The organism is Pseudonocardia sp. CA-142604 (assembly GCF_050948475.1).
Taxonomy (GTDB): domain Bacteria; phylum Actinomycetota; class Actinomycetes; order Mycobacteriales; family Pseudonocardiaceae; genus Pseudonocardia; species Pseudonocardia alaniniphila.
On sequence record NZ_CP192045.1, the window covers coordinates 5,056,930 to 5,083,452 of the forward strand.

Genomic DNA, 26,523 nt, shown 5'->3' on the forward strand with positions numbered 1-26,523 from the left:
TTCCTCCGGCCGGGTCAGCGTGCGGGTACGGCCCGCACCGCCAGGAGGGCCACGTCGTCGTCGAGCGGATCGGCGGAGAAGCGTTCGACCGCCTCCCGCACCGCTGCGACGACCTGTCGCGCCGGCCGCCCGGCCGCACCGGTGGCCACTTCGAGCAGCCGCTCCGCGCCGAACTGCTCGCGGCCCCGACGGCGCTCGGTGACCCCGTCGGTGTAGACGAGGAGCGTGTCGCCCGGTCCGAGACGGTGCGGCGTGCAGGTCAGGCGCACGGAGGGCAGCAGCCCGACGGCCGTGCCGAACTGCCCGATGAGCTCAGCGGTGCCGTCGGCGCGCAGGAGCACGGGTTGCACGTGCCCGGCGAGCACGAGCTCGACGTCGAGCCCGGCATGCGTGCTGCGGCCCGACGGATCGATCCCGGCCGGTCGCCGCCTGCTGATCATCGCGGCGGCGAGGGTGCAGAACTGCAGGGGATCACCGGCCTCGATCATGACCTGGTTGAGCATCTCGATGGCCCGCGGCAGCGGCCGGTCGTCCCGCACGAGGACCCGCAGGACGTCCCGCACGAGACCGGTGCGCGCCGCGGCGCGGGCACCCTTGCCGCAGACGTCACCGATCGAGACCAGCCAGTGCGACGGGTCGACGGTGAGCACGTCGTAGAAGTCGCCGCCGACGTCGCTGCCCGTGCTCGCCGGGAGGTACTCGGCCGCGAAGTCGACCCCGGGCACCACCGGCAGCGCGCGGGGGAGCAGTGCCTGCTGGAGAGCCTGGGAGACGGCGACGTGCGCACCGGTGCTCTGCGCGTTGTGGATCGTGAGCGCGGCGCGGCGGGCGATGTCGCCTGCCATCACGATGTCCTCGGGGCTGTGCGGGCGCCCGTCGGGGCGTCCGACGAGGAGCGTGCCGATCGTGCGGCCGCGGGCGCGCAGCGGCACCGCGATCCCGTCGGTCGGCACCGCGAAGCGCACCGGGGCGGAGCCGTCGCGGGCCAGCTCGGTGAACCTGGACCGCAGCTCGGGAGGCAGGCCGGGGGAGCCGTCCGGATCGAGCACACCGCGCAGCTCGGAGAGCTTGGTCTCGTCGGCGTGGGTGAGCGCGGCGAGCCGGAGGCGTCCGGAGGGCTCGACGAGATGGACGGCGCACCACCGGCCGAGCCGGGGCACGACGACCTGAGGGACCACCGCGACCGCCAGGTCGACGTCCAGGGACTGGCCGAGCAGCTCGCTGGTCTCCGCGAGGTAGGTCATCCACGAGCGCCTGCGCTGGTCCACACCGCGCAGCCAGTTGGACTCGACGGCCATCGCGATGCGCGTGGCGACGAGCTCGGTGAGATCGCGCGTCCTGTCGGCGTCGATGCTCGCGTTCTGCCGGGACGAGCGGTGCACCACCCGCAGGACGCCGCGAAGCGGTGCCGTCATGGGCAGGCGCACCTCGACGGCCACGCCCCCGCTCGTCGCGGCGCCGTCCCGGGCGATCTCCCGGGAGCCGGTGCCGTCGCCCTCGTCGACCTCCACCTCCACCGACTCGGCGCCGAGAAGCTCACGCAGCCTCCGGACGAGTTCCGCAACCAGCTCCACCGGTTCCAGCCGGTCGCCGAGGGCCGAGGGAACGTGCAGCAGCCAGCGGGCCTGCTCGGCGCTGGTCCACACGCGCTCGGTGTCCGGCGGTGCGGCCGGGGCGGCGGGTGCGGCCGTGGTGCGGCCCCGGCTGAGGGAGAACCACGTGATGTGGCGCCCGTCGGACTCGTGGCGGGTGCCCCACGTCGTGGCGAGGCGCTGCACGAGTGCGAGGCCGCGGCCGTGGCTGGCGGCGCGGCCGTAGCGCTGGCGTGGCTGGGCGAGGTGCAGTTCGAGCGGACCCGCACCCCGGTCGGTCACGGCCACTGTGACCTCGTCGTCACTGACGGTGAGGGCCACCTCGAACTCCGTGCCGGCGTGCAGGACGGCGTTCTCGCACAGCTCGCTCGCGAGCAGCACGACGGTGTCGACGAGGTCGGCACCATCGGCCCCGGTGCTGCCATCGCCGCTGGTGGCGGGGTCGAGATCGCGCAGTGCCTCCTGGAGCATTCGGCGCGCTCGTCCGGCCGATCGGGCATCCGGCGGCAGCCTGGTCCGCCGCTCGAGCTGAACGGGCACGGACGCAGTGTGCACTGTCGGCTGCGGACGCGCTCGCGCCGCCGTCCGGAGCGCCGCCAGATCGATGAAAGCGGGATCGACTGCAACGGGATCAGTTGCTATGGGATCCGTTAGGGTCGGGTGCTGCGGCGGCCGCGCCGGTGCCGTGGTGCGCCCGTGCCCGGCCGCTGTCCGAGCATGGGAGGACGGCGGGCATGACCACCACACGGCCCCAGAGCTCCCCGGTCCCCGGGGAGCCCGCCGCGGCCGGCGACACCGCCTTGTTGGCGGAGTTGGCCGAGGCCCTGCGCAAGGTGCGGCTCGGTCGCTTCGAGGTCCGATTGCCGCGGCGGCAGGGGCCCGCGGGAGAGGTCGTCGACGAGTTCAACGAGATGGTCGCGCTCCAGGAGCGGCGCAACCGTGACCTGCTCCGGATCAGCCGGGTGGTCGGCCGTGAGGGCCGGATGTCCGACCGGCTCAACGAGGAGTCCTACGACGGGGCCTGGGCCACCGGGGTGCAGGCGGTCAACGCACTGATCGACGACCTGGCCGCGCCCACCGCCGAGATCGCGCGCGTGATCGAGGCCGTCGCCGAGGGCGACCTCTCGCAGCACATGGCGCTGGAGATCGAGGGTCGCCCGCTGCGCGGTGAGTTCCGGCGCATAGGCCGCACCGTCAACACGATGGTCGACCAGCTCTCGAGCTTCGCCGACGAGGTCACCCGCGTCGCGCGGGAGGTCGGCACCGACGGCAGGCTCGGTGGCCAGGCCGACGTCCGGGGCGTCGCCGGCACGTGGCGCGCGCTGACCGACTCGGTCAACACCATGGCGAGCAACCTGACCAACCAGGTGCGCTCGATATCGTCGGCGGCCACCGCGATCGCGCAGGGCGACCTGTCGCGCACGATCACCGTGAACGCCCGCGGCGAGGTCGCCGAGCTCGCCGACACGATCAACGCGTTGACGGCCACCCTGCGCCTGTTCGCCGACGAGGTCACGCGGGTGGCGCGTGAGGTGGGCACCGACGGCCGCCTCGGCGGCCAGGCCGTCGTGCCCAACGTGGCCGGCACCTGGAAGAACCTCACCGACGCGGTCAACCTGATGGCCGCGAACCTCACCGACCAGGTGCGCGGCATCGCCCAGGTGGCCACGGCCGTCGCCACCGGAGACCTGTCGCAGAAGATCAGCGTGGACGCGCGGGGCGAGATCCTCGAGCTGAAGCAGACCGTCAACACGATGGTGGATCAGCTGTCGAGCTTCGCCGATGAGGTCACGCGCGTGGCCCGCGAGGTGGGCACGGAGGGCAAGCTCGGCGGGCAGGCCGCGGTGCCCAACGTCTCGGGCACCTGGCGGGATCTCACCGAGAACGTGAACCAGCTGGCCGGCAACCTCACCGCGCAGGTGCGCAACATCGCGCAGGTGACCACCGCCGTCGCGCGGGGCGACCTGAGCCAGAAGATCACGGTGGACGCCCGGGGCGAGATCCTGGAGCTGAAGTCCACTGTGAACACGATGGTGGATCAGCTGTCGAGCTTCGCCGACGAGGTCACGCGCGTGGCCCGCGAGGTGGGCACCGAGGGCATGCTCGGCGGGCAGGCCGAGGTGGAGGGCGTCGCCGGCACCTGGCGCGATCTCACCGACAACGTGAACTCGATGGCCTCGAACCTGACCAGCCAGGTGCGCAACATTGCGCAGGTGACCACGGCGGTGGCCGGTGGTGACCTGACGCAGAAGATCACGGTGGATGCTCGGGGCGAGATCCTGGAGTTGAAGTCGACGGTGAACACGATGGTGGATCAGCTGTCGTCGTTCGCTGATGAGGTCACGCGGGTGGCTCGTGAGGTGGGCACCGAGGGGAAGCTGGGCGGGCAGGCCGAGGTCAAGGGTGTCGCGGGGACGTGGCGGGACCTGACGGAGAACGTGAACCAGCTGGCGGGGAACCTGACCGACCAGGTGCGCAACATTGCGCAGGTGACCACGGCGGTGGCCGGTGGTGACCTGACGCAGAAGATCACGGTGGATGCTCGGGGCGAGATCCTGGAGTTGAAGTCGACGGTGAACACGATGGTGGATCAGCTGTCGTCGTTCGCTGATGAGGTCACGCGGGTGGCTCGTGAGGTGGGCACCGAGGGGAAGCTGGGCGGGCAGGCCGAGGTCAAGGGTGTCGCGGGGACGTGGCGGGACCTGACGGAGAACGTGAACCAGCTGGCGGGGAACCTGACCGACCAGGTGCGCAACATCGCGCAGGTGACCACCGCCGTCGCGCGGGGCGACCTGAGCCAGAAGATCACGGTGGATGCCCGGGGCGAGATCCTGGAGTTGAAGTCGACGGTGAACACGATGGTGGATCAGCTGTCGAGCTTCGCCGATGAGGTCACGCGCGTGGCCCGCGAGGTCGGCACCGAGGGCAAGCTCGGCGTGTTGGCGCAGGTGCACGGGGTGTCCGGCACCTGGCGCGACCTCACCGAGAGCGTCAACCAGCTGGCGGCCACGCTCACCACACAGCTGCGCGCGATCTCGGCGGTCTCCACGGCCGTGGCCCACGGCGACCTCACCCAGCAGATCGCGGTGGCGGCGCGGGGTGAGATCGCCGACCTCAAGGACACGATCAACCAGATGATCGCCAACCTGCGCGAGACCACGCGGCAGAACGCCGAGCAGGGCTGGCTGGACTCCACCCTTGTGCGCATCGGCGGGCTGCTGCAGGGCCAGCGCGACCTCGGCGAGGTCTGTCGCATGATCATGAACGAGGTCGCCCCGCTGGTGAACGCCCAGGTCGGGGCGTTCTTCCTGGCAGCGGAGCCGGTCAGTGGCGCCCGGGGCGCGCGGTGGGTGATGAGCGGCGGATACGCGATGACGCCGGGCGACCCGCCCCTGTCGTTCGGTACGGGGGAGGGCCTCGTCGGGCAGGCGGCGGCCACCCGCAGGATCGTTCGTGTGGAAGCCGTGCCGGAGGGCTACCTGCCGATCCGCTCCGGGGTGGGCTCCGCCGCGCCACAGGCCGTGGTGGTGCTGCCCGTCCAGTTCGAGGGCGAGTGCCTCGGCGTGATCGAGCTGGGCTCGGTGTCGCCGTTCTCGCCGCTGCACCTGACGTTCCTCGAGCGCCTCGTCGCCACGATCGGTGTCGCGATCACCACGATCCGGGCCAACCGCCGCACCGAGGAGCTGCTGGCCCAGTCCCAGGGCCTGGCGATGGAGCTGCAGGACCAGTCGGCGGAGCTGCAACGGGCCAACTCCGAGCTGGAGGAGAAGGCCGAGGAGCTCTCCGAGCAGAACCGCAACGTCGAGATCAAGAACATGGAGATCGACGCGGCCCGCCGGGGCGTCGAGGAGAAGGCCCAGCAGCTCGCGCTCGCCAGCCAGTACAAGTCGGAGTTCCTCGCGAACATGAGCCACGAGCTGCGCACGCCGCTCAACTCCCTGCTCCTGCTGTCCCGGCTGCTCGCCGACAACCCGAACAACAACCTCACCGACAAGCAGATCGAGTTCGCCAGCACCATCCACAGCGCGGGCTCGGATCTTCTGCGGCTGATCGACGACATCCTCGACCTCTCGAAGATCGAGGCGGGGCGCGTCGACGTCGACCCGGCCCCGGTGGACCTCGTTCAGATCCGTAGCTACGTGGAGCAGGCGTTCCGTCCGCAGGCCGAGGAGAAGAGCCTGGAGCTGCGCGTCCGGATCGATCCCGACCTGCCCGAGACGATCATCAGCGACGCTCAGCGGCTCCAGCAGATCCTGCGGAACCTCCTCGCGAACGCCGTCAAGTTCACCGACTCCGGGTTCGTCGAGCTGTCGATCGGGGTCGCCCCACCGGGAACGCTGCACGGGGTGCCGGCGCTCGACGCGGCACAGACGGTTATCACGTTCTCCGTGCGGGACACCGGCATCGGCATCCCGAACGCGAAGCTCGACATGATCTTCGAGGCGTTCCAGCAGGCCGACGGCACGACAAGCCGGAAGTACGGGGGCACGGGGCTCGGGCTCTCGATCTCCAAGGAGCTGGCCCGCATGCTCGGCGGCCGCATCGAGGTGACCTCCGAGGTCGAGGAGGGATCGGTGTTCACCCTGCTGCTGCCCGACGAGCTCCCGCCCGTCACGGCGGCGGCCGCCCGGATGATGCCCCGGCGTGTGCCGGACATGCCCGCGCTGGAGCGTCCTACCTCCGCGGGACAGCCGATCCTGCGGCCCCCGTCTGGCGACGGCCCGGTGGGCGGGCGGCACACACCCGAGCTCGCCGGTGTCACCGTGCTCATCGTGGACGACGACGTGCGTAACGTGTTCGCCTTGACCAGCGCGCTGGAGCTGCACGGGCTGACGGTGCTCTACGCCGACAACGGCAGTGACGGGATCCGGCTGCTCACCCAGCACCCCGAGGTGGACGTGGTCCTGATGGACGCGATGATGCCCGATATCGACGGCAACGAGACGACCCGGCGGATCCGGACCCTGCCGCAGGGGCGGGACCTGCCCGTCGTGTTCCTCACCGCGAAGGCGATGCCCGGGGACCGGGAGTCCAGCCTCGCGGCCGGCGCCACCGAGTACGTCACCAAACCGGTGGATCTCGACGCGCTGCTCTCGCTGATGGCTGAGTGGGTGCGGCCGAGATCCGTGTCCGTACGTGCAGGGGAGCCGGCCGAATGACCGGACGACAGGCGGCCAGGGTGCTGGCCGTGGACGACCGCCGCGACAACCTGCTGGCGCTGCAGGCGATCCTCGAAGGACTCCCGATCGAGATCGTGTCGGTCACCAGTGGCGAGGACGCCCTCAAGCGGCTGCTGGTGGAGGACTATGCGGTGATCCTGCTCGACGCCCACATGCCTGGCATGGACGGCTTCGAGACCGCGGGCCACGTCAAGCAGCGTGAGCGCACGCGGCACATCCCGATCCTGTTCCTCACGGCGGTGGACTACGACCCGCACCTGGCGTTCCGCGGGTACCAGGCGGGCGCCGTGGACTACATCACCAAGCCGTTCGACCCGTGGGTGCTTCGGTCCAAGGTCACCGTGTTCGTCGACCTGTGGACGATGCACACGCAGCTCGCCGAGCGCGCCGCGGAGTGCGGCATGCTGCGTGCGGCCGTGGACGACGCGCTGGATTTGCTCGACGGCGGCGACCCGACCGGCAAGGACCGAGCCCGGGAACGCCTTGCCGTGGCCCGCCCGCCCCGGCCCCGGTAGCGCCGCGCACCCTCCTGACGGCCACGGACCCGGCCGCTCCTGCGAGCGACCGGGCCCGGTATCGCTGAGCTGGCGCGGGATCAGCTGCGGTAGACGTCCTTCATCTTCTCGCCGACCTGCCGCAGGTCGCCCTTCGCCTGGTCGGCCTGCCCTTCGGCCTGGAGCTGCTGGTTGCCGGTGGCCTGGCCGACCTTCTCCTTGGCCTTGCCCTTGAGCTTCTTGGCCTTGTTGCGGACCTTGTCGCCCATTCCTCGGTCTCCATTCTCGTCGGATGCCGCGGACGCCCGCGGAATCACCTGCGGTCAGGAGCTACCCCGGGGCCCGCTGGGCCCACACTCCGTGCGCGAGGGATTACTCGGACGTGTCATCCCGGCACAGGCAGAACGGGTGGTCGGACGGGGCGAGTACACCCGAAAGGTGATGGCGGGCCGGTGCTCGTGCTGGCGGGCACCGATCGCGAGTGCCCGCCTTCGACGGCGGCCGACCGTGATCATCTTTCGGGGGCCCGGCAGCCGCGAGCGACACACGGCTGCTGGGCCCGAGCCGAGCTCGAAAGACCGGCGGGCGGGCCGGGACATGCCGATACGCGGGACGCGGACGCGCGAGGGCCCGGCCGCTCCGTGAGCGACCGGGCCCTTTCTGCGCTGAGCGGAGCGACGAGACTCAGCTGCGGAAGACGTCCTTGATCTTCTCGCCCGCCTGCTTGAGGTTGCCCTTGGCCTGGTCGGCGTGACCCTCGGCCTCGAGTTCCTCGTCGCCCGTGGCGTGGCCGACCTTCTCCTTGGCCTTGCCCTTGAGCTGCTCGGCCTTGTTGTTGATCTTGTCGTCGGTACCCATGTGGAGCCTCCGTTCCTCGGATGCCCGGGGAGCGCCCCCGGCATCTATCGCCGGAACCGGCCTACCCGGGGTTCGGTGATCCCACACACCGGCCGCCCCCGATGGCCCTGGGAGGGGGCGGCCGGCTGGGGTGCGACTACGAGGCCGGGGAGGCCAGACAGAGGCAGAACGGGTGGCCGGCGGGGTCGAGGTAGACCCGGAAGGTGGTGCCGGGCTGGTGCTCGTGCTTGCGGGCACCGATCGCGAGCACCTGGGCCTCTGCGGCGTCGAGGTCGGGCACGTCGAAGTCGAGGTGGATCTGCTGCGGCTGCTCCTCGCTCGGCCATTGCGGCGGAACGTGGTCGGGAGCCAGTTGGAAGGCCAGCGCGACCCCACCCTGGCCGGCGAGTTGTACCCAGTCGTCCTCCGAGCGCACGACGGGAGCGCCGGAGAGCGCGCTGTAGAACTCGGCGAGGGCCTTGGGCTCGCGGCAGTCGAGGGCGATGACGCTCAGCGTGGCGATTCCGGTGGTGGTCGTCATGGAGCGGACGGTAGCGGGGCCACCCGACATTTCGGGCCGATCAGGGCCGGGGCCGCAGGACGTAGCCCGTGTAGCCGTAGTCGCCGCCGTACGCACGACGGATCTCGATCTCGTGCGCCACCTCGTCGAGTGATGCTCCGTCGATCCCGTCGGCCCGCAGCGCCTCGATGCGTGCGGCGAGGGGGTCGTAGTAGGCCGCCCAGTCGGAGTCGGGGAGCAGGTAGGTGGCGGTGACGATCCAGCCGGCCGCCAGCGCTGCGCGGACGTTCCCGTCGGTGGTGCGCATCGCCGGGTACGCCGCGGCCCAGAACGCGCGCGCACCCGGGGCGGGCTCGGGGGTGGTCCATTCGCACTCGGTGAGCACCAGCGCGCCGCCCGGGGCCAGCAGGTCTCGCCATGCCACGAGTGCTTCGTCGAACCCCATGAGATAGACGGAGCCCTCGGCCCAGATCAGGTCCGCCGAGCCTGCGGGGAGCGGCAGGTCCTGCATCCGCGCGGCCACGGTGCGCACCCGGCCGCCGAGACCGGCCGCGGCAGCGGCTGCCCGCGTCTGCTCCAGGAACGGCTCGTGCGTGTCGACGGCCACGACCTCGGCGCCCGCCTCCGCGGCGAGAAGGACGCTCGCCTGGCCACCACCGCAGCCGATGTCCACCGCGCGGGGCCGGGCCGGCAACGGCCCCGCCAGCCGGAGCAGCAGGCGGGTCGTCGCGGCCGACCCCGGTGCCTGCTGAGCGAGCCCGTCATGGGCCAGCCAAAACGCATTCTCGACGCTCATGGCGCACACCCGACCGTATGGGCGGCACGTTCGTCCAGCGAGTTCGGACGGGTGTGCCGCTCGTGCGGTCAGGGCTCCGGTGCGCGGCCGCGCCGGCCCACCAGCCGGGCCAGCAGCGGCGCCACCAGGAGCATGAGGATCAGCCGCAGCACCTGGACCGCCACGACGAAGGTGGCGTTCGCGCCGGACGAGACCGCTGTCGCCAGCACCGCGTAGATCCCGCCCGGTGTGGTCGCGAGGTAGGTCTCCAGCGGGGTGGCACCGGTCAGGCCCGTGAGCAGCAGCCCGAGGCCGGCGCACGCGACGATCACCGCGGCGATGAGCGCTGCGGCGAGCGGCAGCACGCCGAGCACCATGCGCAGGCTCTCGCGGGTGAAACGCACGCCCGCCTGCCAGCCGATCACGGCGTAGGCGACCTCGACGATGAGCGTGGGCGGGGTCGCGCCGAAGGACCAGCCTGTGAGGTTCAGCGCGATCGCGACGGCCATCGGCCCGAGCAGCCCGCCCGCCGGCACCCGGGCGAGGTGGGTCAGCGTGAGCCCGACGCCGGCGCAGACCACGAGGAAGCCGAGGTCGACGTACCAGGCCGGCCCTCCCGTGTCCGGGCCCGAAGTGGTCGAGCCGGACGCGCCGAACACGAGCGCCGCCACGATCGGCATCGTCGCGGTGACCAGGCCGACGCGCAGGTACTGCACGACGGCCACGACCCGGTCGTCGGCACCGAGGTCCCGGCTGACCGCGACGAGCCCGGAGGCCCCGCCCGCGGTGAGCGCGAGCATCCCGGTCAGGGGGGTGACACCGGGCCGCAGTCCGAGGAGCAGGCCCGCCGCCATGCTGACGCCGAGCGTGGCAACGCTCACCAGCAGCACGGGCAGCCAGTCCGCCGCGAGCTGGGTGAGCGTGGAGGGCTGGGCGAGCACGCCGATGACCACCCCGATCACCGCCTGGGCGGCGGTGGTGGCCGACGGCGCCACCTGTTTCGGTGCCCAGCCGACGAGAGCGAGCACGGTGGCGACGACCAGCCCGGCGAAGAGGCCGGGAGACGGCACGTCGAGCAGGGCCATCCCGCCCGTCACCACCGCCGTCAGCGCGACCAACAGTGCCCACCGTGCCCAGCCGCGCGATCTCATCGCCTCGATCCTCGGCTACGAGTGCGCCGCGACGCACTATGGACGGGCCGACAAAGCCCACCTCAGTGACGAGACGAACAGTGCGGGCTACTCCACCCCGCCGCCCCCACTGGTCCTGGCGACCCCGACCATCTTCGCGTGGACGCACCGGCTACCAGGCCGCGGAGCGGACAGTCCGCACTCCGGCGGCTCAGATCAGGTTGCTGACCTGTGGCTCGACGCCGAGCAGCGCGCGTCCGTAGATCTCGCGGCTGAGGTCGGGGGAGAGGATCTGGTGCCGTACCACCGTCTCCAGATCGCGCCAGATCCGCTGGACCGGATTGCCCATGTCGAATCCGCCTGCCCCACCCACGTCCAGGAGCAGGCCCACCGCCTGCTGCGTGCTCCGCATGACCGTGCCGACGTCCATCCGGATGCGGGCCCGGGTGGCCAGGTCCAGTGGGTGCCGCTCACGGACCCCCTGCTCCATGTCCCGGACGGCCCGATCGGCGTGCATCCTGGCGGTGTCGATCAGCCGTGCGGCGTCGGCGACGTCGAACTGCACGCTCGGTGAGTCGATCGCGTTCTGGTAGATCGACGTCCCGACCGCCCGGCCCGCGCCGAGGACGTCCAGCGTGTGTTCCAGAGCCGCAGCGGCCAGGCCGAGCGCCGGGGCCGCCTGGGCGACGGCCACCAACGAGGACGCCGAAATGGCGTACTGCGGCTCGTCGGAATGATCGGGCGCGTAGTCGCCTGCGAGCGCCCTGGGCAGCGACAGGATGCGATGTTCGGGCACGAAGACCTCGTCGACGACAACGGTGTTGCTGCCCGTTCCCCGCATTCCGGCGACATTCCAGGTATCCTCGATGCGGGCCTGGGTCATCGGCACGAGCACCAGCTTCCGGTCGACGACCGCGCACTGCTCGTCCTGAACCGGTACGCCCCCCATGACCCATTGGGCGTGGTTGCAGCCGGACATGGGCCGCCACCGCCCGCTGACGACCATGCCACCGTCCACGGCGCGGCCGCCTGCACTCGGGTTCGGGTTCAAGCAGACCGCCGCATGCGGGTCGGCGGCCCAGACATCGGCGCGGGCGCGGTCCCCGAGCAGGCCTGTCCAGTGGGCGCCCATCGAGAGGAGCGTGGCGACCCAGGCGCTTGAGCCGCATCCGCGGGCGAGCTCGGCGACCACGTCGACCCATGTCCGGAAGTCGACCTCGGGTCCTCCGGCGCAGCGCGGGGCGCCGAGTGTGAAGAAGCCCGCGTCGCGCAGCGCGGTGACGTTGTCCTCGGGGAGCCGGCAGAGGCGCTCGGTCTCGGCGGCGTTCGCGCGCAGGAGCGGTACGAGCTCCCGGGCCCGATCGAGCAGTTCGCCGGACGAACTCGTGCATTCCGTCGAAATCGACGGTGGAGGACCGATCACAGTTTCCTCCAGCGTTCGGGTCGACGTTTGACGAGAATGGGTGACCACCTTCGCAGTATTGGCGCCGGATCGGTGATGGGCAATGCGCGGGGTCACAGCGACGGAGCGCTCACGGAGTTGTCGGGCGCGTGTCGTCGGCCATGTTTCGGTGTCCGGGCTCCCGGCTAATCGCCGGCATGGCGGGGGCGAGCACGGTACGAACGGACGTTCCGGCCCGGATGGATCGCCTCCCGTGGGTGCGCTGGCACTGGCTCGTGCTGTTGGGCCTGGGCACCGTCTGGATCCTCGACGGCCTCGAGGTGACGATCGTCGGCGCGCTCGCCGCCCGGCTCACCGAACCGGACAGCGGCCTCGCGTTGACCGATACGGAGGTCGGGCTCGCGGCCGCGATCTACGTCGCAGGCGCGGTTGTCGGCTCGCTGGTGTTCGGCTACCTGACCGACCGGTTCGGCCGCAAGAAGCTCTTCCTCGTGACGCTCGGGCTCTACCTCGCGGCCACGATCGCCACCGCCTTCTCCTTCACCGCCTGGTTCTTCCTCGTCATGCGGTTCCTGACGGGCGCAGGCATCGGCGGGGAGTACGCCGCCATCAACTCGGCGATCGACGAACTGGTGCCCGCCCGCATGCGTGCCACCGTGTCGCTGGCCGTGAACGGCTCGTATTGGGCAGGCGCCGCGGTCGGAGCCGCACTCACGCTGTTGCTGCTCGATCCCGTGCTCATCCCGGCCGATGTCGGCTGGCGGGTGGCGTTCGCCCTCGGCGCCGTGCTGGGCGTGGTGATCCTCATCGTCCGCCGGCACGTGCCGGAGAGCCCGCGCTGGCTCTACACACACGGCCGCAACGACGAGGCCGAGGCCCTGGTCGGAGACATCGAGCGCGGGGTCGAGCGGGAGACCGGTGCGCCGCTGCCCCCGGTGGAGGACTTCCTGGAGGTGACCCAGCGAAGCAGCACCGGCTTCGGCGAGATCGCCAGGACGGTGCTGGGGACCTATCCCCGGCGTGCGCTGCTCGGGCTCGCGCTCTTCGTGGGCCAGGCGTTCCTCTACAACGCCGTGTACTTCACCTTCGGGCTGGTCCTGGCCACCTTCTTCGGGGTGCCGAGCGCCTCCACCGGGCTCTACCTCATCCCGCTGGCGCTGGGCAGCCTGATCGGGCCGCTGGTCCTCGGCCGGCTGTTCGACACGATCGGCCGCCGGGTGATGATCACGGTGAGCTATGTGGGTTCGGGTCTGCTGCTCGTCGGCACGGCGTGGTTGTTCTCGGTGGGCGCGCTGTCGGCCTGGACCCTCGTGGCGGCCTGGACCGCCGTCTTCTTCCTCGCGTCCTGCGGGGCCAGCGCGGCCTATCTCACGGTGTCGGAGATCTTCCCGATGGAGATCCGGGCGATGTGCATCGCGCTCTTCTACGCCGTGGGAACAGGACTCGGCGGGATCATCGGGCCGGTGCTCTTCAGCTCGCTCGCCGCGAGCGGCCGCGAAGAGAACGTCGCATTCGGTTACTACATCGGCGCCGGGGTCATGATCCTCGCCGGGCTCGCCGAGCTCCTGCTGGGGGTCGAGGCTGCCGGCCGGTCGCTGGAGGACGTCGCGACGCCGCTGTCGGCGCAGACGGCGGGAAGCCGGGCCGCGCACCATGCGGAGACCGACGGGCGACCACCAGGCCGTCCGGGCGTCACCGCCCGCAGCTACAACCAGGCGCCGTTGATCGACGATCCCGAACGGGACCGCGAGCTGGGCGCGATCCTCGAGGCGCTGCGCAGCGGCCCGTTGCCGTCGGCGGAGCTGGGCGAACGCGTCGGCGCGGACGCCTGGGCGCCCGACCGGTTCGCCGCGGCGCTGCGCTACGGGCTGGCCGTGGGCGCGCTGACCGAGGACGGGCCGGACGGCGCGGTGCGGGCCCGCTTCCAGGACTGAGGGCCAGATCACCCACCCGCCGACCGAGTGGCGTGGTTGCGCCCCAGGTCGGCGGAGAGCATCGTTGAGGCTGCTCGGGGTTGGTGGTGCCCCTCATTTACCTCACCACCGGAGGTGAGTATCGGATGACACGGCGCTTCGAGCTCGCCTCGGCCGGCTCCGAGGTCCCGCAGCCGCGCACTCCGGTGTCGCTGCGCCCCGATCTGCTGACGGTGCCGGTGTCCGAGCCGCGGAGCGGAGTGCTCGTCGTCGCACCGGCGGGCGAGGTGGATCTCTCGACCGCCGGGCTGCTGCGTGAGGTGGCGTTCCGGGCCGTGGACGCCGGCCCGAAAGGACTGGTCGTGGACCTTTCCGGCCTGTTGTTCTGCGGTTCGACAGGGCTCGTCGTGCTGATGGACACCCGCAGCCGCGCAGACGCAGGCGGGGTCTCGTTCCGCACGGCAGCCGCCGGACGGGCAGTGCGCCGCGTCCTTCAGATCACCAACCTGCTCGATGTGTTCCGGCACTGCGACAGCCTCGACGAGGCGATCGCCGAGATCGCCTGAGCCGAGAGCCGCGCCCATGAGGTCTCGGCTTCCGGAACGCGACGGAGCGTAGTAATTGGCTCCGACGAGTAGCAGTTGCGGCTGTGAGGTTTTCTTCGCAGTGGCAAGAGTTAACCCCCTTGCGTGAACATCCTGCTGTGGCACGTGAACGGCTCGTGGACGACGTCCATCGTCGGAAGGAGCTGCTGCTGATGCGTATCGCGATGGTGTCCGAGCACGCCAGCCCCCTCGGTGCGCTGAGCGGGACCGACGCCGGTGGCCAGAACGTGCATGTGCTGGAGCTGAGCTCCGCCCTTGCCACGATGGGCCACGACGTGACGGTGTGGACGCGCCGCGACGATCCCGCGCTCCCCGACACGGTGCCGTTGCGACCGGGTGTCGTGGTCCGGCATGCATCAGCAGGCCCGGCCGAACCGCTACCGAAGGACGAGCTGGTGCCGCACCTCCCGGCCTTCACGGACACGGTGAAGGCGGCCTGGGCGACCGATCGGCCCGATGTCGTCCACGCGCACTTCTGGATGTCCGGCATGGTGGCGCTCGCCGCTGCGGGTGGGCGGATACCCGTCGTGGAGACCTTCCACGCCCTCGGGAGCGTCACGCGCCGCCACCACGGAAGCGACGACACGAGCCCGGAAGGACGCATACGCGCGGAGCTCGCCGTGGCTCGCGCAGTGGATCGCGTGCTCGCTACCTGCACCGACGAGGTCTTCGAGCTGGCGCGGCTGGGTGCGCCGCGCCGGCGGATCAGCGTGGTGCCGCGCGGGGTCGACACCGAGCTGTTCGCTCCCGACGGACCGGTGGCGCAACGCTCCGAGCGACCGCGCCTCGTCTCACTCGGCCGGCTGGCGCGGCACAAGGGTGTCGACGAGGTGATCGAGGCCCTGCGCCGCATTCCGCACGCCGAGCTGGTGGTGGCAGGCGGTGCGGAGGCCGGCGATCCGCACGCCGAGCGCCTGCGCTCGCTTGCGGAGGCCGTCGGGGTGGGCGATCGGGTGCGGCTGATCGGGCCGGTCGGCCGGGAAGAGGTCCCCGCCCTGCTGCGCTCGGCCGACGCGGTGGTGTGCGTGCCGTGGTACGAGCCGTTCGGGATCGTGCCGCTCGAGGCGATGGCGTGCGCGCGTCCGGTGGTGGCCAGCGCCGTCGGAGGCATCCAGGACACGGTGGTGGACCAGGTCACCGGGCTGCTCGTCCCGCCTCGTCGTCCGGACGCCGTGGCCGCCGCGGTGCGTGACCTGCTCGCCTCCCCGACGCGGGGCGCGGCCTACGGCATCGCCGGGCACGACCGCGTGCTCGCCCGCTACGACTGGTCACGGGTGGCCGCGGCCACCGCGGCCGTCTACGAGGAGGTCATCGAGGTGCGCAACGGCCGCGTCCGTGCCGCCACGAATCCCGAGCCGGACGTGGACGGTGCCGAGATGGACGGTGCCGAGATGGAGGGTGCCGAGATGGACCGGACGAAGACCGCAGGCGCGGGCCGATGAGCCGGCCGCGGCGCCTGTGCCGGGCGTACCGGTGCCGGCCGACCACGTCGACCGGCACAGTGGCCACGCTGATCGCCTCCTCCTCATTCTCCGGCGACGGCGGTGACCCCGATCGACTTTCGCGGGATCAGATTTTCAGGGTCGGGTTGTAGATATCGAGCCAGATGGCCAGGTCGATGGTCCGTTCGAGGCTGCGGCGGGTGCTCGGCCGCGCCGGCCCATCCTCGACGACGGCCCCGGCCAACCAGTTGCGATCGACCAGTTCGACAACCGGGTGGGCTGAGCCGATGACATAGTCTCGGCAGATGCCCCGCAACTTGGTCACGTAGGCGGGATCCTGAGTGGAAGGGTAGGGCGCTTTTCTCCGTTCCAGCACGGAGCGGGGCAAAAGGTCACCGACGGCCCCGCGCAGTAGCGACTTCTCCCTCCCGTCATATACCTTCAAAGACCACGGTGCGTTGTAGACGTATTCGACCAGCCGGTGGTCACAGAACGGGACCCGGACCTCCAGGCCGACGGCCATGGACAGCCGATCCTTGCGGTCCAGCAGCAAGCGAAGGAAACGGGTCAGGTAGAGATGGCTGAGCTGGCGCATCCGATACTCGTGATCGTCGTCGACGTCCAGGCGTGGAACCGCTGCGACCGCACTGTCATATGTATCCCTGGTGTACTCGGGCAACGCCAGTGTGGCCTGCAGTCCGGGATCGAGAGTTTCGACGTCGAGGCCCCTCATGGGCGTCACGTCCGTCAGCCAGGGAAAGCTGTGGGCCTGCAGCGCCTCTCGGCTGAAGAACTCGCGGTAGCCGCCGAAGATCTCGTCGGCCGATTCGCCGGACAACGCAACCGTGGAGTGTGCCCGCAAGTCTCGGAACAGCAGGTACATCGACGTGTCCATATCTCCGAGGCCCTGCGGGATGTCCCGGGAGCGCACGACTGCGGTCCGGACATCGATGTCGGTCAGGGCGTCGGGGTCCAGCAGGATGTCCTGATGCTCGGTGCCGGCATGCGCAGCTACCTCGTGCGCGAACGGGGTGTCCGGGGCGTCGCGGGCGGTATCGGCGACGAAGCGCTCGGTCTGGCCGGCGTACTCGACGGAGAAGGTGCGGATGGTCTCACCTGCGCGCGCCTGCCGGCCGGCGGCTATCTCGGTGATGACGGACGAGTCGAGGCCACCGGACAGCAGGGTGCATCGTGGCACGTCCGACACCAGCTGACGCGCCACGATGTCCTCGAGCAGTTCCCGGACGTGGGCGACGGTGGCATCTCGGGAATCGGTGTGCTCGCGGGTGGGCAAGCTCCAATAGCGTGTGGCCTGGAGGCCGCCACGGTGGGTGGTGACCACACAGCCGGGCTCGACCTCACGCATGCCCTCCCACACGACCACCGTCGGCGACTTGGATTGGCCGAACATGTCGCGCAACCCGTCCAGGCCGACGACACGTTCGGCGAGCGGGTTGGCCAGGATCGCCTTCGGCTCCGAGCCGAACAGCACGCCGTCCTCGGTTTCGTAGTAGTACAGAGGTTTGATGCCCATCCGGTCACGGATCATGACGAGCTGTTGAATCCGCGCGTCCCAGACGGCGAACGCGTACATCCCGTTCAGGCGCTCCGCCGAGGCGCTACCCCATTCCAGATAGGCGCGCAACACAACCTCGGTGTCTGAATACGTCTCGAAATAGTGGCCCCGGGAGCCGAGCTCGACGCGCAGCTCGGTGAAATTATAGGTCTCGCCGGAGTAGACGAGCGCCACCGGGCCGTCGGCGGTTTCTTCGACCATCGGTTGCCGCCCGCCCGCCAGGTCGATGATGCTCAGGCGCCGGTGTCCCAGTGCCGCATGCCCGCGCACCCAGGTGCCCTCGTCATCAGGGCCTCGGCAGGCCATCGTGCCGGTCATCGCGTTGATGGCTTCGACTTCGGCGTGCAGGTCGGCGTCGAACGCCACCCAGCCGGTTATTCCACACATGGAGGTCTCCCGGATCCGTGATCCTCGGAACGAGGATGCGAGAGCTGTGCCAAAATCGCGATCGGTGATGATCGCGGCTGCTGCTATTTGTCCGCAGATCGTCGACCGTGACGATGTCGGATGCAGCTGAAAGCGAGCGACCAGGCCAACGTACGCCGCATGGATCGCGGGGCGCCATCGTCGCAGGATCACAGTGATCTCGCTCACGAGAATTGGACGCTCGAGCGATATCACTCTTGCTTCCTAGTTATGAGAAAAGCTGATTGCTTGAAACAGCTGAGGTTGTGATGGATGGCGGTCACCGGGAAGCCTGGATACGGGCGCGGCGTGCGTCACTTCTTCCAGTCGCTGAGCTCGACCCGCTCGGCGAGCGCACGGATCGCTTCCGCACCGCCCGTACCGAGCCCGCGCCGGACGACGTTCAGGGCCCCGCACGCCGCGCCGGTGCGCAACGCCTCCCGCACCGGCTCTCCCTGCACGAGTGACGCCACGACGCCAGCCGTCATCGAGTCGCCCGCCCCGCGGGTCTCGGCGGGCGTCAGCTCCGGCACGCGGATCTCCAGGACGTCGCTCCCGTCCTGGAGTCCCTCCGGCAGGAGCGCGAGAGTGGGCTCGGCGGCACGCGAGACGATCACCGTGCCGGCGCCTTCCGCGCGCAGCTGCCGCATCGCTGCGACCAGCGTCGCCGGGTCGTCGTTCTCGGCGCGGCCGTCCGCGAGCAGCTCTTCGTGGCTCACCTTGATGACGAACGGGCCGCCCTCGAGCACGGCGTCGAGACGTTTGCCCGAGAGGTCGGCCGCCACGCGGCAGCCGTTGCGGGCGAGGTCGGTGGCGAGGCGGGCGTAGAGCGCAGCCGGGATCACGTCGTCGGAGTTCGGGCCGCCGAGCAGGGCCGTGCCGTGCGTGATGCCTTCGTGCAGCATCAGCTCGTAGAGCGCGTCCTGCTCGTGGCGGTCCAGCGGCGAGCCGGGCGCCTCTGCGATCGGGTCGCGGTCGCCGTCGCGGCGGTCGTGCACGTAGCCGCCGTTACGCGAGTCGACCGGGACGGCGCGCAGCTCCACGCCCTCGCTGGGGAGCAGGTGCCCGAGCACGTCCCCCGCCTCGCCGCCCAGGGTGGCGCACAGCACCACCGGGACTCGGAGGCTGGAGATCATGCGGGCCTGCCACACCGCTTGCCCGCCGGCGTGGACGTGAATGTCGGGCACACCGGCCCGGTCCTCGATGGTGACGGTCAGCAGGGGAGAGGGAGCGAAGACGACGACTGTCGGTGGCATGTCCGGTTCGTACCCATATCACCGTTTTGCTACGCGGTGGACATACCGGGTCGCAGAGCGTCACGCGGGGTCGGGCGCCTCCGACGGAGGACCGTGCTCGGCTCGGCCGTCGGTGTCCTGACGGTCCTCGTCCTCGTCGTCCTCGGGCTCGACCGCATCCGGCCGGACGCTGCTGGGATGGTCGCTCGGGTCGAGCCGGGGTCGTGCGCTCTCGACGGGCTCGTGTTCGTGCTCGGTCATGCGCTCGGGTACCCCGGCCCGTCATGACCGACTCGCGAGTGACGAGCGTGCACCGGTTCCGGGGAACCGGTGCACGCTCGATCAGCCGTCAGGACAGGTTCATGATGTTTCCGTCGGCGTCCAGGTCGATCTTGTGCGCCGCGGGATGCGCCCCGAGCCCCGGCATGGTGCGCATGTCGCCGCAGATCGGGTAGATGAAGCCCGCTCCCACCGACGCCCGCACCTCCCGAACCGGCAGTCGCCACCCCGTCGGCGCGCCCTTGAGCGAGGGGTCCGACGAGATCGACAGGTGCGTCTTCGCGATGCACACGGGCAGGTTCCCGAACCCGTTGCGCTCGTAGGAGTCGAGCTGGCGGGCGGCGGGCGGGTCGTAGTCCACCCCGTCGGCGCCGTAGACCTCCCGCGCCACGATCTCGATCTTCTCCCGCAGCGGGGCGCTCTCGGGATAGAGGAAATGGAAGTCCGACGGTTCGTCGGCTGCCTCCGCCACCGCACGCGCCAGGTCGGTGGCGCCGCGCCCGCCGTCGGCGAAGTGCGTGCACACCGCCGAGCGGGCACCCATCGACTCCGCGATCTCGGCGATCGCGGCGTGCTCGCTCGGGTGGTCGTCGGGGAAGGCGTTGATCGCGACGACCGCGGGGATCCCGTGCAGGCGGATGTTCTCGATCTGCTTGCGCAGGTTGGCCCCGCCGACGTGCACCTCGTCGGGGTTCTCGGCGAGCAGCGCCTCCGGCAGTGGCCTGCCTGCCACGATGCGGTGCTTGCCCGAGTGCGCCTTGAGAGCCCGGACCGTGGTGACGACGACCGCGGCGTCGGGGGTGAGACCCGACGCGCGGCACTTGATGTTGAAGAACCGCTCGGCACCCATGTCGGCGCCGAACCCGGCCTCGGTGATGAGGTAGTCGCCCGAGTGGATGCCGATCAGGTCGGCCACCACCGACGAGTTGCCGTGCGCGATGTTGCCGAACGGGCCGGCGTGCACCAGCACCGGAGTGTTCTCCAGCGTCTGCAGCAGGTTGGGCGCCATCGCGTCCCGCATGATCACGGCCATCGCTCCGGCGCCGCCGATGTCCTCGGCCGTGACCGGCTTCCCGTCGCGGGTGTAGGCCACGACGATGCGTCCGAGCCGTTCACGCATCTCCGGAACCGACCGGGCGAGCGCGAAGATCGCCATCACCTCGGAAGCCGCCGTGATGTCGAACCCGGTCTGGCGCGGCACGCCGTCGAGCCTCGAGCCCAGCCCGACGATGACGTTGCGCAGCGCCCGGTCGTTGACGTCGAGCACCCGGCGCCAGGTGATGTTGTGCTGGTCGATCTCGCTCTCGTTGCCCTGGAACAGGTGGTTGTCGAGCACCGCCGAGAGCATGTTGTGGGCGGCGGTGACGGCGTGGAAGTCGCCGGTGAGGTGCAGGTTGAGCTGCTCCATCGGCACCACCTGCGAGTAGCCACCACCGGCGGCGCCACCCTTGATGCCGAACGTCGGCCCCATGGACGGCTGGCGGATCGCGATGGTGGCGCGCTTACCGATGTGGCGCATCGCCTGGCCGAGCCCCACGGTGGTGGTGGTCTTGCCTTCACCGAGCGGCGTCGGGGTGACCGCGGAGACCACGATGTACTTGGCGCGCGGCCGGTCGGCGAGCTCGTCGATCGCCGCGAGCTCGATCTTCGCGACCTGCCGGCCGTAGGGCGTGACGAGGTGCGAGCCGATGCCCATCTCGGCGGCGATGTCCCCGAGGGGCTGTAGCTTCGCCGCCTTCGCGATCTCCAGGTCGGTCGGGAATCCGGCCATCAGCCGAGCCCCGCCGCTGCGCGCAGCTCGTCGGCCTTGTCGGTGCGCTCCCACGTGAAGTCGGGGTCGTCACGGCCGAAGTGGCCGTAGGCGGCGGTCTTGCCGAAGATCGGGCGGTTCAGCTGCAGATCCCGGCGGAACGCGGCCGGACGCAGGTCGAAGTGCTCGTCGACGAGCTTGCGGATGTTCGCGAGGGGCACGTGCTCGGTGCCGAAGGTCTCCACCAGCACCGACAGCGGTCTGGCCACCCCGATCGCGTACGCCACCTGCACCTCCACCTTGTCGGCGAGCCCGGCGGCCACCAGGTTCTTCGCCACGTAGCGGGCAGCGTAGGCGGCGGACCGGTCGACCTTGGACGAGTCCTTGCCGGAGAACGCACCGCCGCCGTGGCGGGCGAACCCGCCATAGGTGTCGACGATGATCTTGCGGCCGGTGAGACCGGCGTCGCCGACCGGGCCGCCGATCACGAAGCGGCCCGTCGGGTTGACGAAGTAGTTCTCCTTGAGGACCTCGGCGGAGTAGAGCTCGGCCGGGATCTCGCGGGTGACGACGTGCTCCCACAGGTCCTTGCGGATCTGCTCCGTGGAGACCTCCTCGGCGTGCTGCGTGGAGATCAGGACCTTCTCGACGGCGACCGGAACGCCGTCGCGGTAGCGCACGGTGACCTGCGTCTTCCCGTCGGGACGCAGGTAGGGCAGCGTGCCGTCCTTGCGCACGGCCGCGAGTCGCCGGGAGAGCCGGTGGGCGAGCGCGATCGGCAGGGGCATGAGCTCGGGGGTCTCGCGCGTGGCGAAGCCGAACATCATGCCCTGGTCGCCCGCGCCCGCGCTGTCGAGCTCGTCCTCGGAGAGCTTGCCGCGGTGCTCATGGGCGACATCGACACCCTGGGCGATGTCGGGCGACTGCTTGTCGAGCGTGATCATCACGGCGCAGTGCCTGCCGTCGAACCCGTAGGCGCCGTCGTCGTAGCCGATGTCGCAGATGGTGCGCCGCACGACCCCGGCGAAGTCGATCGTGGCCCTGGTGGTGATCTCGCCCGCCACGACGACGAGCCCGGTGGTGACGAGCGTCTCGCACGCCACGCGCGAGGTCGGGTCCTCGGCGAGTGCGGCGTCGAGGATCGCGTCCGAGATCTGGTCGGCGATCTTGTCGGGGTGGCCCTCGGTGACCGACTCCGAGGTGAAGAGGTGTTCGTTCTCGGCCAGGGGGATCACGTGTTCTCCTTCTGGATACGGTCGCGGACAGCGGCGGCCGCGCTGGTCATTGCGCGCAGCTTCGCGCGGGCGGCGTCGGCCGGCACATGCCGGAGCCCGCAGTCGGGGGTGACGAGAATCCGGTCGGCGGGCACCACCTGCAGGGCCCGCTCGATGCGCTTCTCGATGACGTCGACCGCTTCGACGTCGGGCGTCTTCACGTCGAGGACGCCCACGCCGAGCACGCGGTCCCATCCATGACGCTCGATCAGCTGCAGGTCCTCGTCGCCCTTGCGCGCGAACTCCAGCAGGAGCTGGTCGACCGCGGCGTCCAGGACGGCGGGGAACAGGAAGTCGTAGTGCCCCTCCCACAGGGGACGGGCGTAGCGGTTGCCATAGCAGACGTGCAGCGCCCAGGTGACCGGGACATCTTCGGTGACGATGTTGACCGCCTCCACAGCGAGCCCCACGTCCTCAGGGTGCCCCGCGAGCAGCGGTTCGTCGATCTGCAACAGTTGCGCCCCCGCCGCGGCGAGCGCGCGGGCCTCGGCGTTGAGCACGCGGGCGAGCCCGCGCACGAGGTCGGCCCGCTCCGAGTAGGCGGCGGCGCCTCCGCACCGCAGCCGCCGCGACAAGGAGAACGGGCCCGTGACCGAGAACCGCACCGGCCGGTCGGTGTGGGCGAGGGTGAACTCCAGATCCGGGACCAGCCCGAGCGGCCCCGCCCCGGGGTGGGGGATCGGCCTGGGCAGGTGCAGGTCCAGGTAGTCGAAGTAGAACGCCTTCACGGCGTCGCGCACCTCGACGCCGGGCACGCGGGCCAGCAGGTAGTCGATGTCGTTGTCGCGGCGCAGCTCACCGTCGGACACGATGTCGATGCCTGCCACCTCCTGGTCCTTCAGCGCGGCCTTCACCGCCATGTCGTGCATGTCCGCGAGCTGGCTTCGGCTCACGCTGCCGTGGTGGACGCCGGTCTTGGCTCGCTCCAGCCAGTCCGGCACCGACCATGATCCGATCACAGTGGTGGGAAGCAGCGTGCGGGTGGGCCGGGGCTGAGGTTCCGGCGCGGCCGGCGGGCCCGCCGGGGTCGTGTCCGGGATCGTCTCCTGGGCCGTCGTCACGGTCATCAGTCCCTCACGTCCGCCGTCATCGTGGTGATGTTGCTGCCGCTGCGCCGGAACGGCGCGAACGAGACGTCGAAGCCCTTGCGGGCGCCGATGTGGGCGAGCAGCGGCCCGTTCACCCAGTTCACGACCGACCCGTCGTACTTGCCCGGACCGCGGAAACTGTTGCGGAACTGGTGGGGGTCGGTGACGACGATGTCGTGGCACTGCAGCGTGCCGTAGGGGTGCAGCAGCGGGAGTGTTTCGGCGAAGCTCGTGGCCGCCCCGTTCGACACGTGCATCCGCACGTCCCCTCCGGTGGAGAGCAGCGGCCGCAACAGCTCTCCGTTGATGCCGGGGGCGATCTCGTAGGTGTCGAGGCCGTGTAGTGGAACGTAGCGCTCCTGCAGCTTCAGCGCCTGCCAGCAGGCCCGCCAGAACTGCACCGCTGCGGGGACGTCGGCGAAGTGCTGCGGCATCGCCTCGGCAAGGAGGGCGGGGCCCAGGCGCAGCAGCTTCTGCACGAGCGCGGCGAGCGCCTGCTGCTCGATCCCGAGGCCCGCGGCGATCGCATCGGCCTCGGGCTCGGGGAGGTAGGCCCGCGCTTCCACCAGGTGCTCACGCTGCCCGATCGTGGCGATCTCGTCGGTGGGCAGGTTGTCGTAGACGTTGGAGATGTAGACGAAGAAGACCTTGAACTTCAGGAAGGCGAGCGAGGTCAGCGGGCGCATGGCATCGAGCACGAACGAGCTGACGTGCTCGGCGTGGCCGCGGACGGTGGCTCGGGCCATCTCCAGGACGTGCGGGGAGTAGTCGCACATGAGGTAGTGCAGGCGCCGGTAGTACTCGCGGCCGTGCGCCCGGTCCATCTCGACGAACGTGTCGAGCCAGGTGCTGGCCTGGTTGCCGTTGCCCACGCCGAGCTCCACGACGTAGAGCTCCTCGGGCAGCGCCCGGCGCTCGGCCAGCGAGTCCCAGATCGCGAACAGCCTGCCGATGGTCTCGCGCACCGGCTCCAGGTGGCGCGCGTCGCTCTGCCCGCCTGGCAGCGCGGACTCGTAGCCCTGCCCCGTCGCCTCCTCCCACAGCTGCAGGTGCTGCCAGTACAGCGAGTTGAACGCCCAGATCTGGCTGGAGCGGCTGGGCGCCCACTCCTCCAGGATCAGGTGGCGGGCGTTCGCGCCCCCGCCGCGGTGGGCGTGCAGGGCGGCGCCCACCCCGGAGCTGACGGCGTCCGGGTCCGCCCCGGAGAGTCCGCGCAGGTCCAAGGCCAGCTCGGGCGGTCCACCCCCGACGACGGGGCGCAGCTCGATGGGGGTGCGGAAGTTGTTGCGGTACTGGACCCAGTCGGCCACCACCCGCAGCCGGGACAGGTCGGTGACCGGCCCGTCGTCGGCGTTCTCGGTGCCGAGGGCGCCGAACACCGGGGCCAGCGCCGCGGTGATGTCCACGGCGTTCTTGCCCCGCAGCCGGGCCGCCGGCCGGATCTCAACCAGCACGTGCACTCCTCTCCAGCCCGGCCCGCTCGAGGATCTCGGGGATCCCGCGCTCGTAGCCGAACGCCATGATGTGCACCCCGGCGACACCGGGGATCTCGCGCAACGCCTGGATGGTCTCCACGCAGATCGCCACGCCCTCCGCGGCGACGCGGTCGGCCGGCACACCGCGGAGCCTGCGGCCGACCTCGTCGGGGACGTGGATGCCGGGGACCTTGGTGCGGATGAACTCGTACGCGCGCAGCGACCGGATCGGGCCCACTCCGGCGAGCACGGCGCAGCGGGTGTCCAGGCCACGGTCTGTGACCTCGGCCATGAAGCGGGCGAACCCTGCGACGTCGAACACGAACTGGGTCTGGCAGAACTCCGCGCCCGCGGCCACCTTCTTGCCCAGCCGCGCCGCGCGGAAGTCGGTCGGCGGCGCGAACGGGTTCTCCACGGCGCCGATCAGGAACCCCGGCCGCGGGTCCAGCGGCCGTCCGGAGAGCAGCAGTCCGTCGTCGCGCATGGTGCGGGCGGTCCACACGAGCTGGACGCTGTCGAGGTCGAACACCGGCTTCGCGTCCGGATGGTCACCGAATCGGGGGTGGTCCCCGGTGAGCAGCAGCACGTTGGGGATGCCGAGGGTCGCGGCGGCGATCAGGTCGGACTGCAGCGCGATCCGGTTGCGGTCGCGGCAGGTCAGCTGCATCACCGGCTCCACACCCGCCTCGGCCACCAGCAGGCTCCCGGCGAGGCTTGAGAGCCGGACGTGGGCCCCCTGGTTGTCGGTGACGTTGGCGGCGTCGACCCAGCCGCGCAGAAGCGCCGCCGACTGCCCGACGGAGTGCGGGTCGACGCCGCGGGGCGGCCCGATCTCGGCCGTCACCGCGAACCGGCCCGACGCGAGCGCTCCGCGCAGGCCGCCAGCCGTGCGCAGCTGCGGGGGCGCGCTCACGAGTCCTCCTCGCTGACGCTCGGCGGCCGCGTTCGCGGGGCTGCTGTGTCCGATGATTCGCTCGCAAGCTCGCGCGTGCGCACCGCCGGCAACCCCAGGTCCACGGGGGAGCGGTGGATCGCGGGACGGTCGGCGAGCCCGTCGTCGCCGGTCCAGAGATCCTGGTCGCGGCCGAGCCAGTAGTTGACCCAGGAGCTCGACCCGCCGGCCCGGTGGTCCACCGGCCGCTGCAGCAGGGCGAGGTCGTCCGCGCGGCCCGCGCTCGCGGCCCGTTCATGGGCGATCACCCAGACGCAGCGTTCGGCCGGGTACACCTCGCACGCCCCGCTGGGCGACACCCCGCCGCACGGCCCGTTGCGCAGCTGCTTCGGGCAGGTCATCGGGCAGGCGTAGCCGGTGGCGGGGAGCGCGCACTGACCACACATCCGGCAGCCGAACGCGGCTTCCTTGGTGCGCCGCTCCGTCGCGGTGAACAGGCGCAACGCCCACGGGGAGCGCTCCAGCCAGGCGGCCAGTCGTCGATACGCGGAGTTCGGCCGAAGGAACGGAGCGAGGCGATAGGTGCCGCGCGCAGATGCTGCCGGCGGAGTGGGGTGGGGCCGTTCCGTCATCGGGGTGCCTCTCCCTCGCAAGTGCCG

The 26,523-nt window shown here is 70.9% G+C and carries 21 protein-coding genes; 5 read left to right on the top strand and 16 right to left on the bottom strand.

Annotation, left to right across the window (positions count from 1 at the left end; all coding sequences use genetic code 11):
* Nucleotides 1–14: 14 nt before the first annotated feature.
* The gene (locus ACQPZQ_RS22885; protein WP_433283836.1) at nucleotides 15–2,339 is read right to left on the bottom strand and encodes a SpoIIE family protein phosphatase; all 2,325 of its coding nucleotides are present in this window, start codon (nucleotides 2,337–2,339) and stop codon (nucleotides 15–17) included.
* Between ACQPZQ_RS22885 and ACQPZQ_RS22890 the strand changes: the two genes are divergently transcribed.
* Nucleotides 2,327–6,751: a HAMP domain-containing protein gene (locus tag ACQPZQ_RS22890; protein ID WP_433283838.1), complete on the top strand. Its 4,425-nt coding sequence runs from the start codon at nucleotides 2,327–2,329 to the stop codon at nucleotides 6,749–6,751. The genes ACQPZQ_RS22885 and ACQPZQ_RS22890 overlap by 13 nt on opposite strands.
* A complete protein-coding gene (locus tag ACQPZQ_RS22895; RefSeq protein ID WP_433283840.1) occupies nucleotides 6,748–7,287 on the top strand; it encodes a response regulator in 540 nt (179 codons plus the stop codon). Before ACQPZQ_RS22890 ends, ACQPZQ_RS22895 begins: the two co-directional genes overlap by 4 nt.
* A gap of 80 nt (nucleotides 7,288–7,367) precedes the next feature.
* On the opposite strand, the gene ACQPZQ_RS22900 is transcribed toward ACQPZQ_RS22895, so the two are convergent.
* The 6 genes from ACQPZQ_RS22900 to ACQPZQ_RS22925 form a co-directional block, all read right to left on the bottom strand.
* Complete coding sequence (locus tag ACQPZQ_RS22900) at nucleotides 7,368–7,535, bottom strand: CsbD family protein (protein WP_433283841.1); 168 nt, start codon at nucleotides 7,533–7,535, stop codon at nucleotides 7,368–7,370.
* Nucleotides 7,536–7,950: 415 nt separating this feature from the next.
* Nucleotides 7,951–8,124, bottom strand: coding sequence for a CsbD family protein (locus ACQPZQ_RS22905; RefSeq protein ID WP_433283843.1), 174 nt, complete (start codon nucleotides 8,122–8,124; stop codon nucleotides 7,951–7,953).
* Nucleotides 8,125–8,260: 136 nt separating this feature from the next.
* Nucleotides 8,261–8,644, bottom strand: a complete 384-nt coding sequence (locus ACQPZQ_RS22910) for a VOC family protein (protein WP_241035540.1) — start codon at nucleotides 8,642–8,644, stop codon at nucleotides 8,261–8,263.
* A gap of 40 nt (nucleotides 8,645–8,684) precedes the next feature.
* Nucleotides 8,685–9,419, bottom strand: a complete 735-nt coding sequence (locus tag ACQPZQ_RS22915) for a class I SAM-dependent methyltransferase (protein WP_433283844.1) — start codon at nucleotides 9,417–9,419, stop codon at nucleotides 8,685–8,687.
* A 68-nt stretch (nucleotides 9,420–9,487) separates the two neighbouring features.
* On the bottom strand, nucleotides 9,488–10,549 hold the full coding sequence (locus ACQPZQ_RS22920) for an AbrB family transcriptional regulator (protein ID WP_433283846.1): 1,062 nt from the start codon (nucleotides 10,547–10,549) through the stop codon (nucleotides 9,488–9,490).
* Nucleotides 10,550–10,739: 190 nt separating this feature from the next.
* A complete protein-coding gene (locus tag ACQPZQ_RS22925; protein WP_433283848.1) occupies nucleotides 10,740–11,951 on the bottom strand; it encodes an acyl-CoA dehydrogenase family protein in 1,212 nt (403 codons plus the stop codon).
* 218 nt (nucleotides 11,952–12,169) lie between these two features.
* Between ACQPZQ_RS22925 and ACQPZQ_RS22930 the strand changes: the two genes are divergently transcribed.
* From ACQPZQ_RS22930 to ACQPZQ_RS22940, 3 genes are all read left to right on the top strand, one after another.
* On the top strand, nucleotides 12,170–13,864 hold the full coding sequence (locus tag ACQPZQ_RS22930; RefSeq protein ID WP_433283850.1) for an MFS transporter: 1,695 nt from the start codon (nucleotides 12,170–12,172) through the stop codon (nucleotides 13,862–13,864).
* Nucleotides 13,865–13,989: 125 nt separating this feature from the next.
* Nucleotides 13,990–14,409 (top strand): STAS domain-containing protein, encoded by a 420-nt coding sequence (locus tag ACQPZQ_RS22935; RefSeq protein WP_433283852.1) that lies wholly within the window; start codon nucleotides 13,990–13,992, stop codon nucleotides 14,407–14,409.
* Between the two features lie 191 nt (nucleotides 14,410–14,600).
* Nucleotides 14,601–15,890 (top strand): glycosyltransferase, encoded by a 1,290-nt coding sequence (locus ACQPZQ_RS22940; RefSeq protein WP_433299313.1) that lies wholly within the window; start codon nucleotides 14,601–14,603, stop codon nucleotides 15,888–15,890.
* Nucleotides 15,891–16,017: 127 nt separating this feature from the next.
* Here ACQPZQ_RS22940 and asnB read toward each other — a convergent pair whose 3' ends face one another.
* From asnB to ACQPZQ_RS22985, 9 genes are all read right to left on the bottom strand, one after another.
* The gene (asnB, locus tag ACQPZQ_RS22945; protein ID WP_433299315.1) at nucleotides 16,018–17,853 is read right to left on the bottom strand and encodes an asparagine synthase (glutamine-hydrolyzing); all 1,836 of its coding nucleotides are present in this window, start codon (nucleotides 17,851–17,853) and stop codon (nucleotides 16,018–16,020) included.
* Nucleotides 17,854–18,185: 332 nt separating this feature from the next.
* Nucleotides 18,186–19,127, bottom strand: a complete 942-nt coding sequence (locus ACQPZQ_RS22950; protein WP_433283854.1) for a 1-phosphofructokinase family hexose kinase — start codon at nucleotides 19,125–19,127, stop codon at nucleotides 18,186–18,188.
* Nucleotides 19,128–19,187: 60 nt separating this feature from the next.
* Entirely contained in the window at nucleotides 19,188–19,367 is a 180-nt protein-coding gene (locus tag ACQPZQ_RS22955) for a hypothetical protein (RefSeq protein ID WP_433283856.1), read from the bottom strand.
* A gap of 88 nt (nucleotides 19,368–19,455) precedes the next feature.
* A complete protein-coding gene (locus ACQPZQ_RS22960) occupies nucleotides 19,456–21,156 on the bottom strand; it encodes a formate--tetrahydrofolate ligase (RefSeq protein WP_433283857.1) in 1,701 nt (566 codons plus the stop codon).
* Entirely contained in the window at nucleotides 21,156–22,361 is a 1,206-nt protein-coding gene (metK, locus tag ACQPZQ_RS22965; RefSeq protein ID WP_433299317.1) for a methionine adenosyltransferase, read from the bottom strand. The genes ACQPZQ_RS22960 and metK overlap by 1 nt, the downstream gene beginning before the upstream one ends.
* A gap of 5 nt (nucleotides 22,362–22,366) precedes the next feature.
* Entirely contained in the window at nucleotides 22,367–23,476 is a 1,110-nt protein-coding gene (locus tag ACQPZQ_RS22970) for a hypothetical protein (RefSeq protein ID WP_433283859.1), read from the bottom strand.
* Entirely contained in the window at nucleotides 23,476–24,951 is a 1,476-nt protein-coding gene (locus ACQPZQ_RS22975; RefSeq protein WP_433283861.1) for an SAM-dependent methyltransferase, read from the bottom strand. Before ACQPZQ_RS22975 ends, ACQPZQ_RS22970 begins: the two co-directional genes overlap by 1 nt.
* A complete protein-coding gene (locus tag ACQPZQ_RS22980; protein ID WP_433283863.1) occupies nucleotides 24,941–25,885 on the bottom strand; it encodes a methylenetetrahydrofolate reductase in 945 nt (314 codons plus the stop codon). Before ACQPZQ_RS22980 ends, ACQPZQ_RS22975 begins: the two co-directional genes overlap by 11 nt.
* Nucleotides 25,882–26,496 carry a methylenetetrahydrofolate reductase C-terminal domain-containing protein gene (locus ACQPZQ_RS22985; RefSeq protein WP_433283865.1) on the bottom strand — a complete coding sequence of 205 codons (615 nt, stop codon included), beginning with the start codon at nucleotides 26,494–26,496 and terminating at the stop codon, nucleotides 25,882–25,884. Before ACQPZQ_RS22985 ends, ACQPZQ_RS22980 begins: the two co-directional genes overlap by 4 nt.
* Between the last annotated feature and the right edge of the window lie 27 nt (nucleotides 26,497–26,523).

Coding starts and splice junctions, on each gene's coding strand:
- ACQPZQ_RS22890 (WP_433283838.1), top strand. CDS start 2,327: ATGACCACCACACGGCCCCAGAGCTCCCCGGTCCCCGGGGAGCCCGCC.
- ACQPZQ_RS22895 (WP_433283840.1), top strand. CDS start 6,748: ATGACCGGACGACAGGCGGCCAGGGTGCTGGCCGTGGACGACCGCCGC.
- ACQPZQ_RS22900 (WP_433283841.1), bottom strand. CDS start 7,535: ATGGGCGACAAGGTCCGCAACAAGGCCAAGAAGCTCAAGGGCAAGGCC.
- ACQPZQ_RS22905 (WP_433283843.1), bottom strand. CDS start 8,124: ATGGGTACCGACGACAAGATCAACAACAAGGCCGAGCAGCTCAAGGGC.
- ACQPZQ_RS22910 (WP_241035540.1), bottom strand. CDS start 8,644: ATGACGACCACCACCGGAATCGCCACGCTGAGCGTCATCGCCCTCGAC.
- ACQPZQ_RS22915 (WP_433283844.1), bottom strand. CDS start 9,419: ATGAGCGTCGAGAATGCGTTTTGGCTGGCCCATGACGGGCTCGCTCAG.
- ACQPZQ_RS22920 (WP_433283846.1), bottom strand. CDS start 10,549: ATGAGATCGCGCGGCTGGGCACGGTGGGCACTGTTGGTCGCGCTGACG.
- ACQPZQ_RS22930 (WP_433283850.1), top strand. CDS start 12,170: ATGGATCGCCTCCCGTGGGTGCGCTGGCACTGGCTCGTGCTGTTGGGC.
- ACQPZQ_RS22935 (WP_433283852.1), top strand. CDS start 13,990: ATGACACGGCGCTTCGAGCTCGCCTCGGCCGGCTCCGAGGTCCCGCAG.
- ACQPZQ_RS22940 (WP_433299313.1), top strand. CDS start 14,601: ATGCGTATCGCGATGGTGTCCGAGCACGCCAGCCCCCTCGGTGCGCTG.
- asnB (WP_433299315.1), bottom strand. CDS start 17,853: ATGTGTGGAATAACCGGCTGGGTGGCGTTCGACGCCGACCTGCACGCC.
- ACQPZQ_RS22950 (WP_433283854.1), bottom strand. CDS start 19,127: ATGCCACCGACAGTCGTCGTCTTCGCTCCCTCTCCCCTGCTGACCGTC.
- ACQPZQ_RS22955 (WP_433283856.1), bottom strand. CDS start 19,367: ATGACCGAGCACGAACACGAGCCCGTCGAGAGCGCACGACCCCGGCTC.
- ACQPZQ_RS22960 (WP_433283857.1), bottom strand. CDS start 21,156: ATGGCCGGATTCCCGACCGACCTGGAGATCGCGAAGGCGGCGAAGCTA.
- ACQPZQ_RS22970 (WP_433283859.1), bottom strand. CDS start 23,476: ATGACCGTGACGACGGCCCAGGAGACGATCCCGGACACGACCCCGGCG.
- ACQPZQ_RS22985 (WP_433283865.1), bottom strand. CDS start 26,496: ATGACGGAACGGCCCCACCCCACTCCGCCGGCAGCATCTGCGCGCGGC.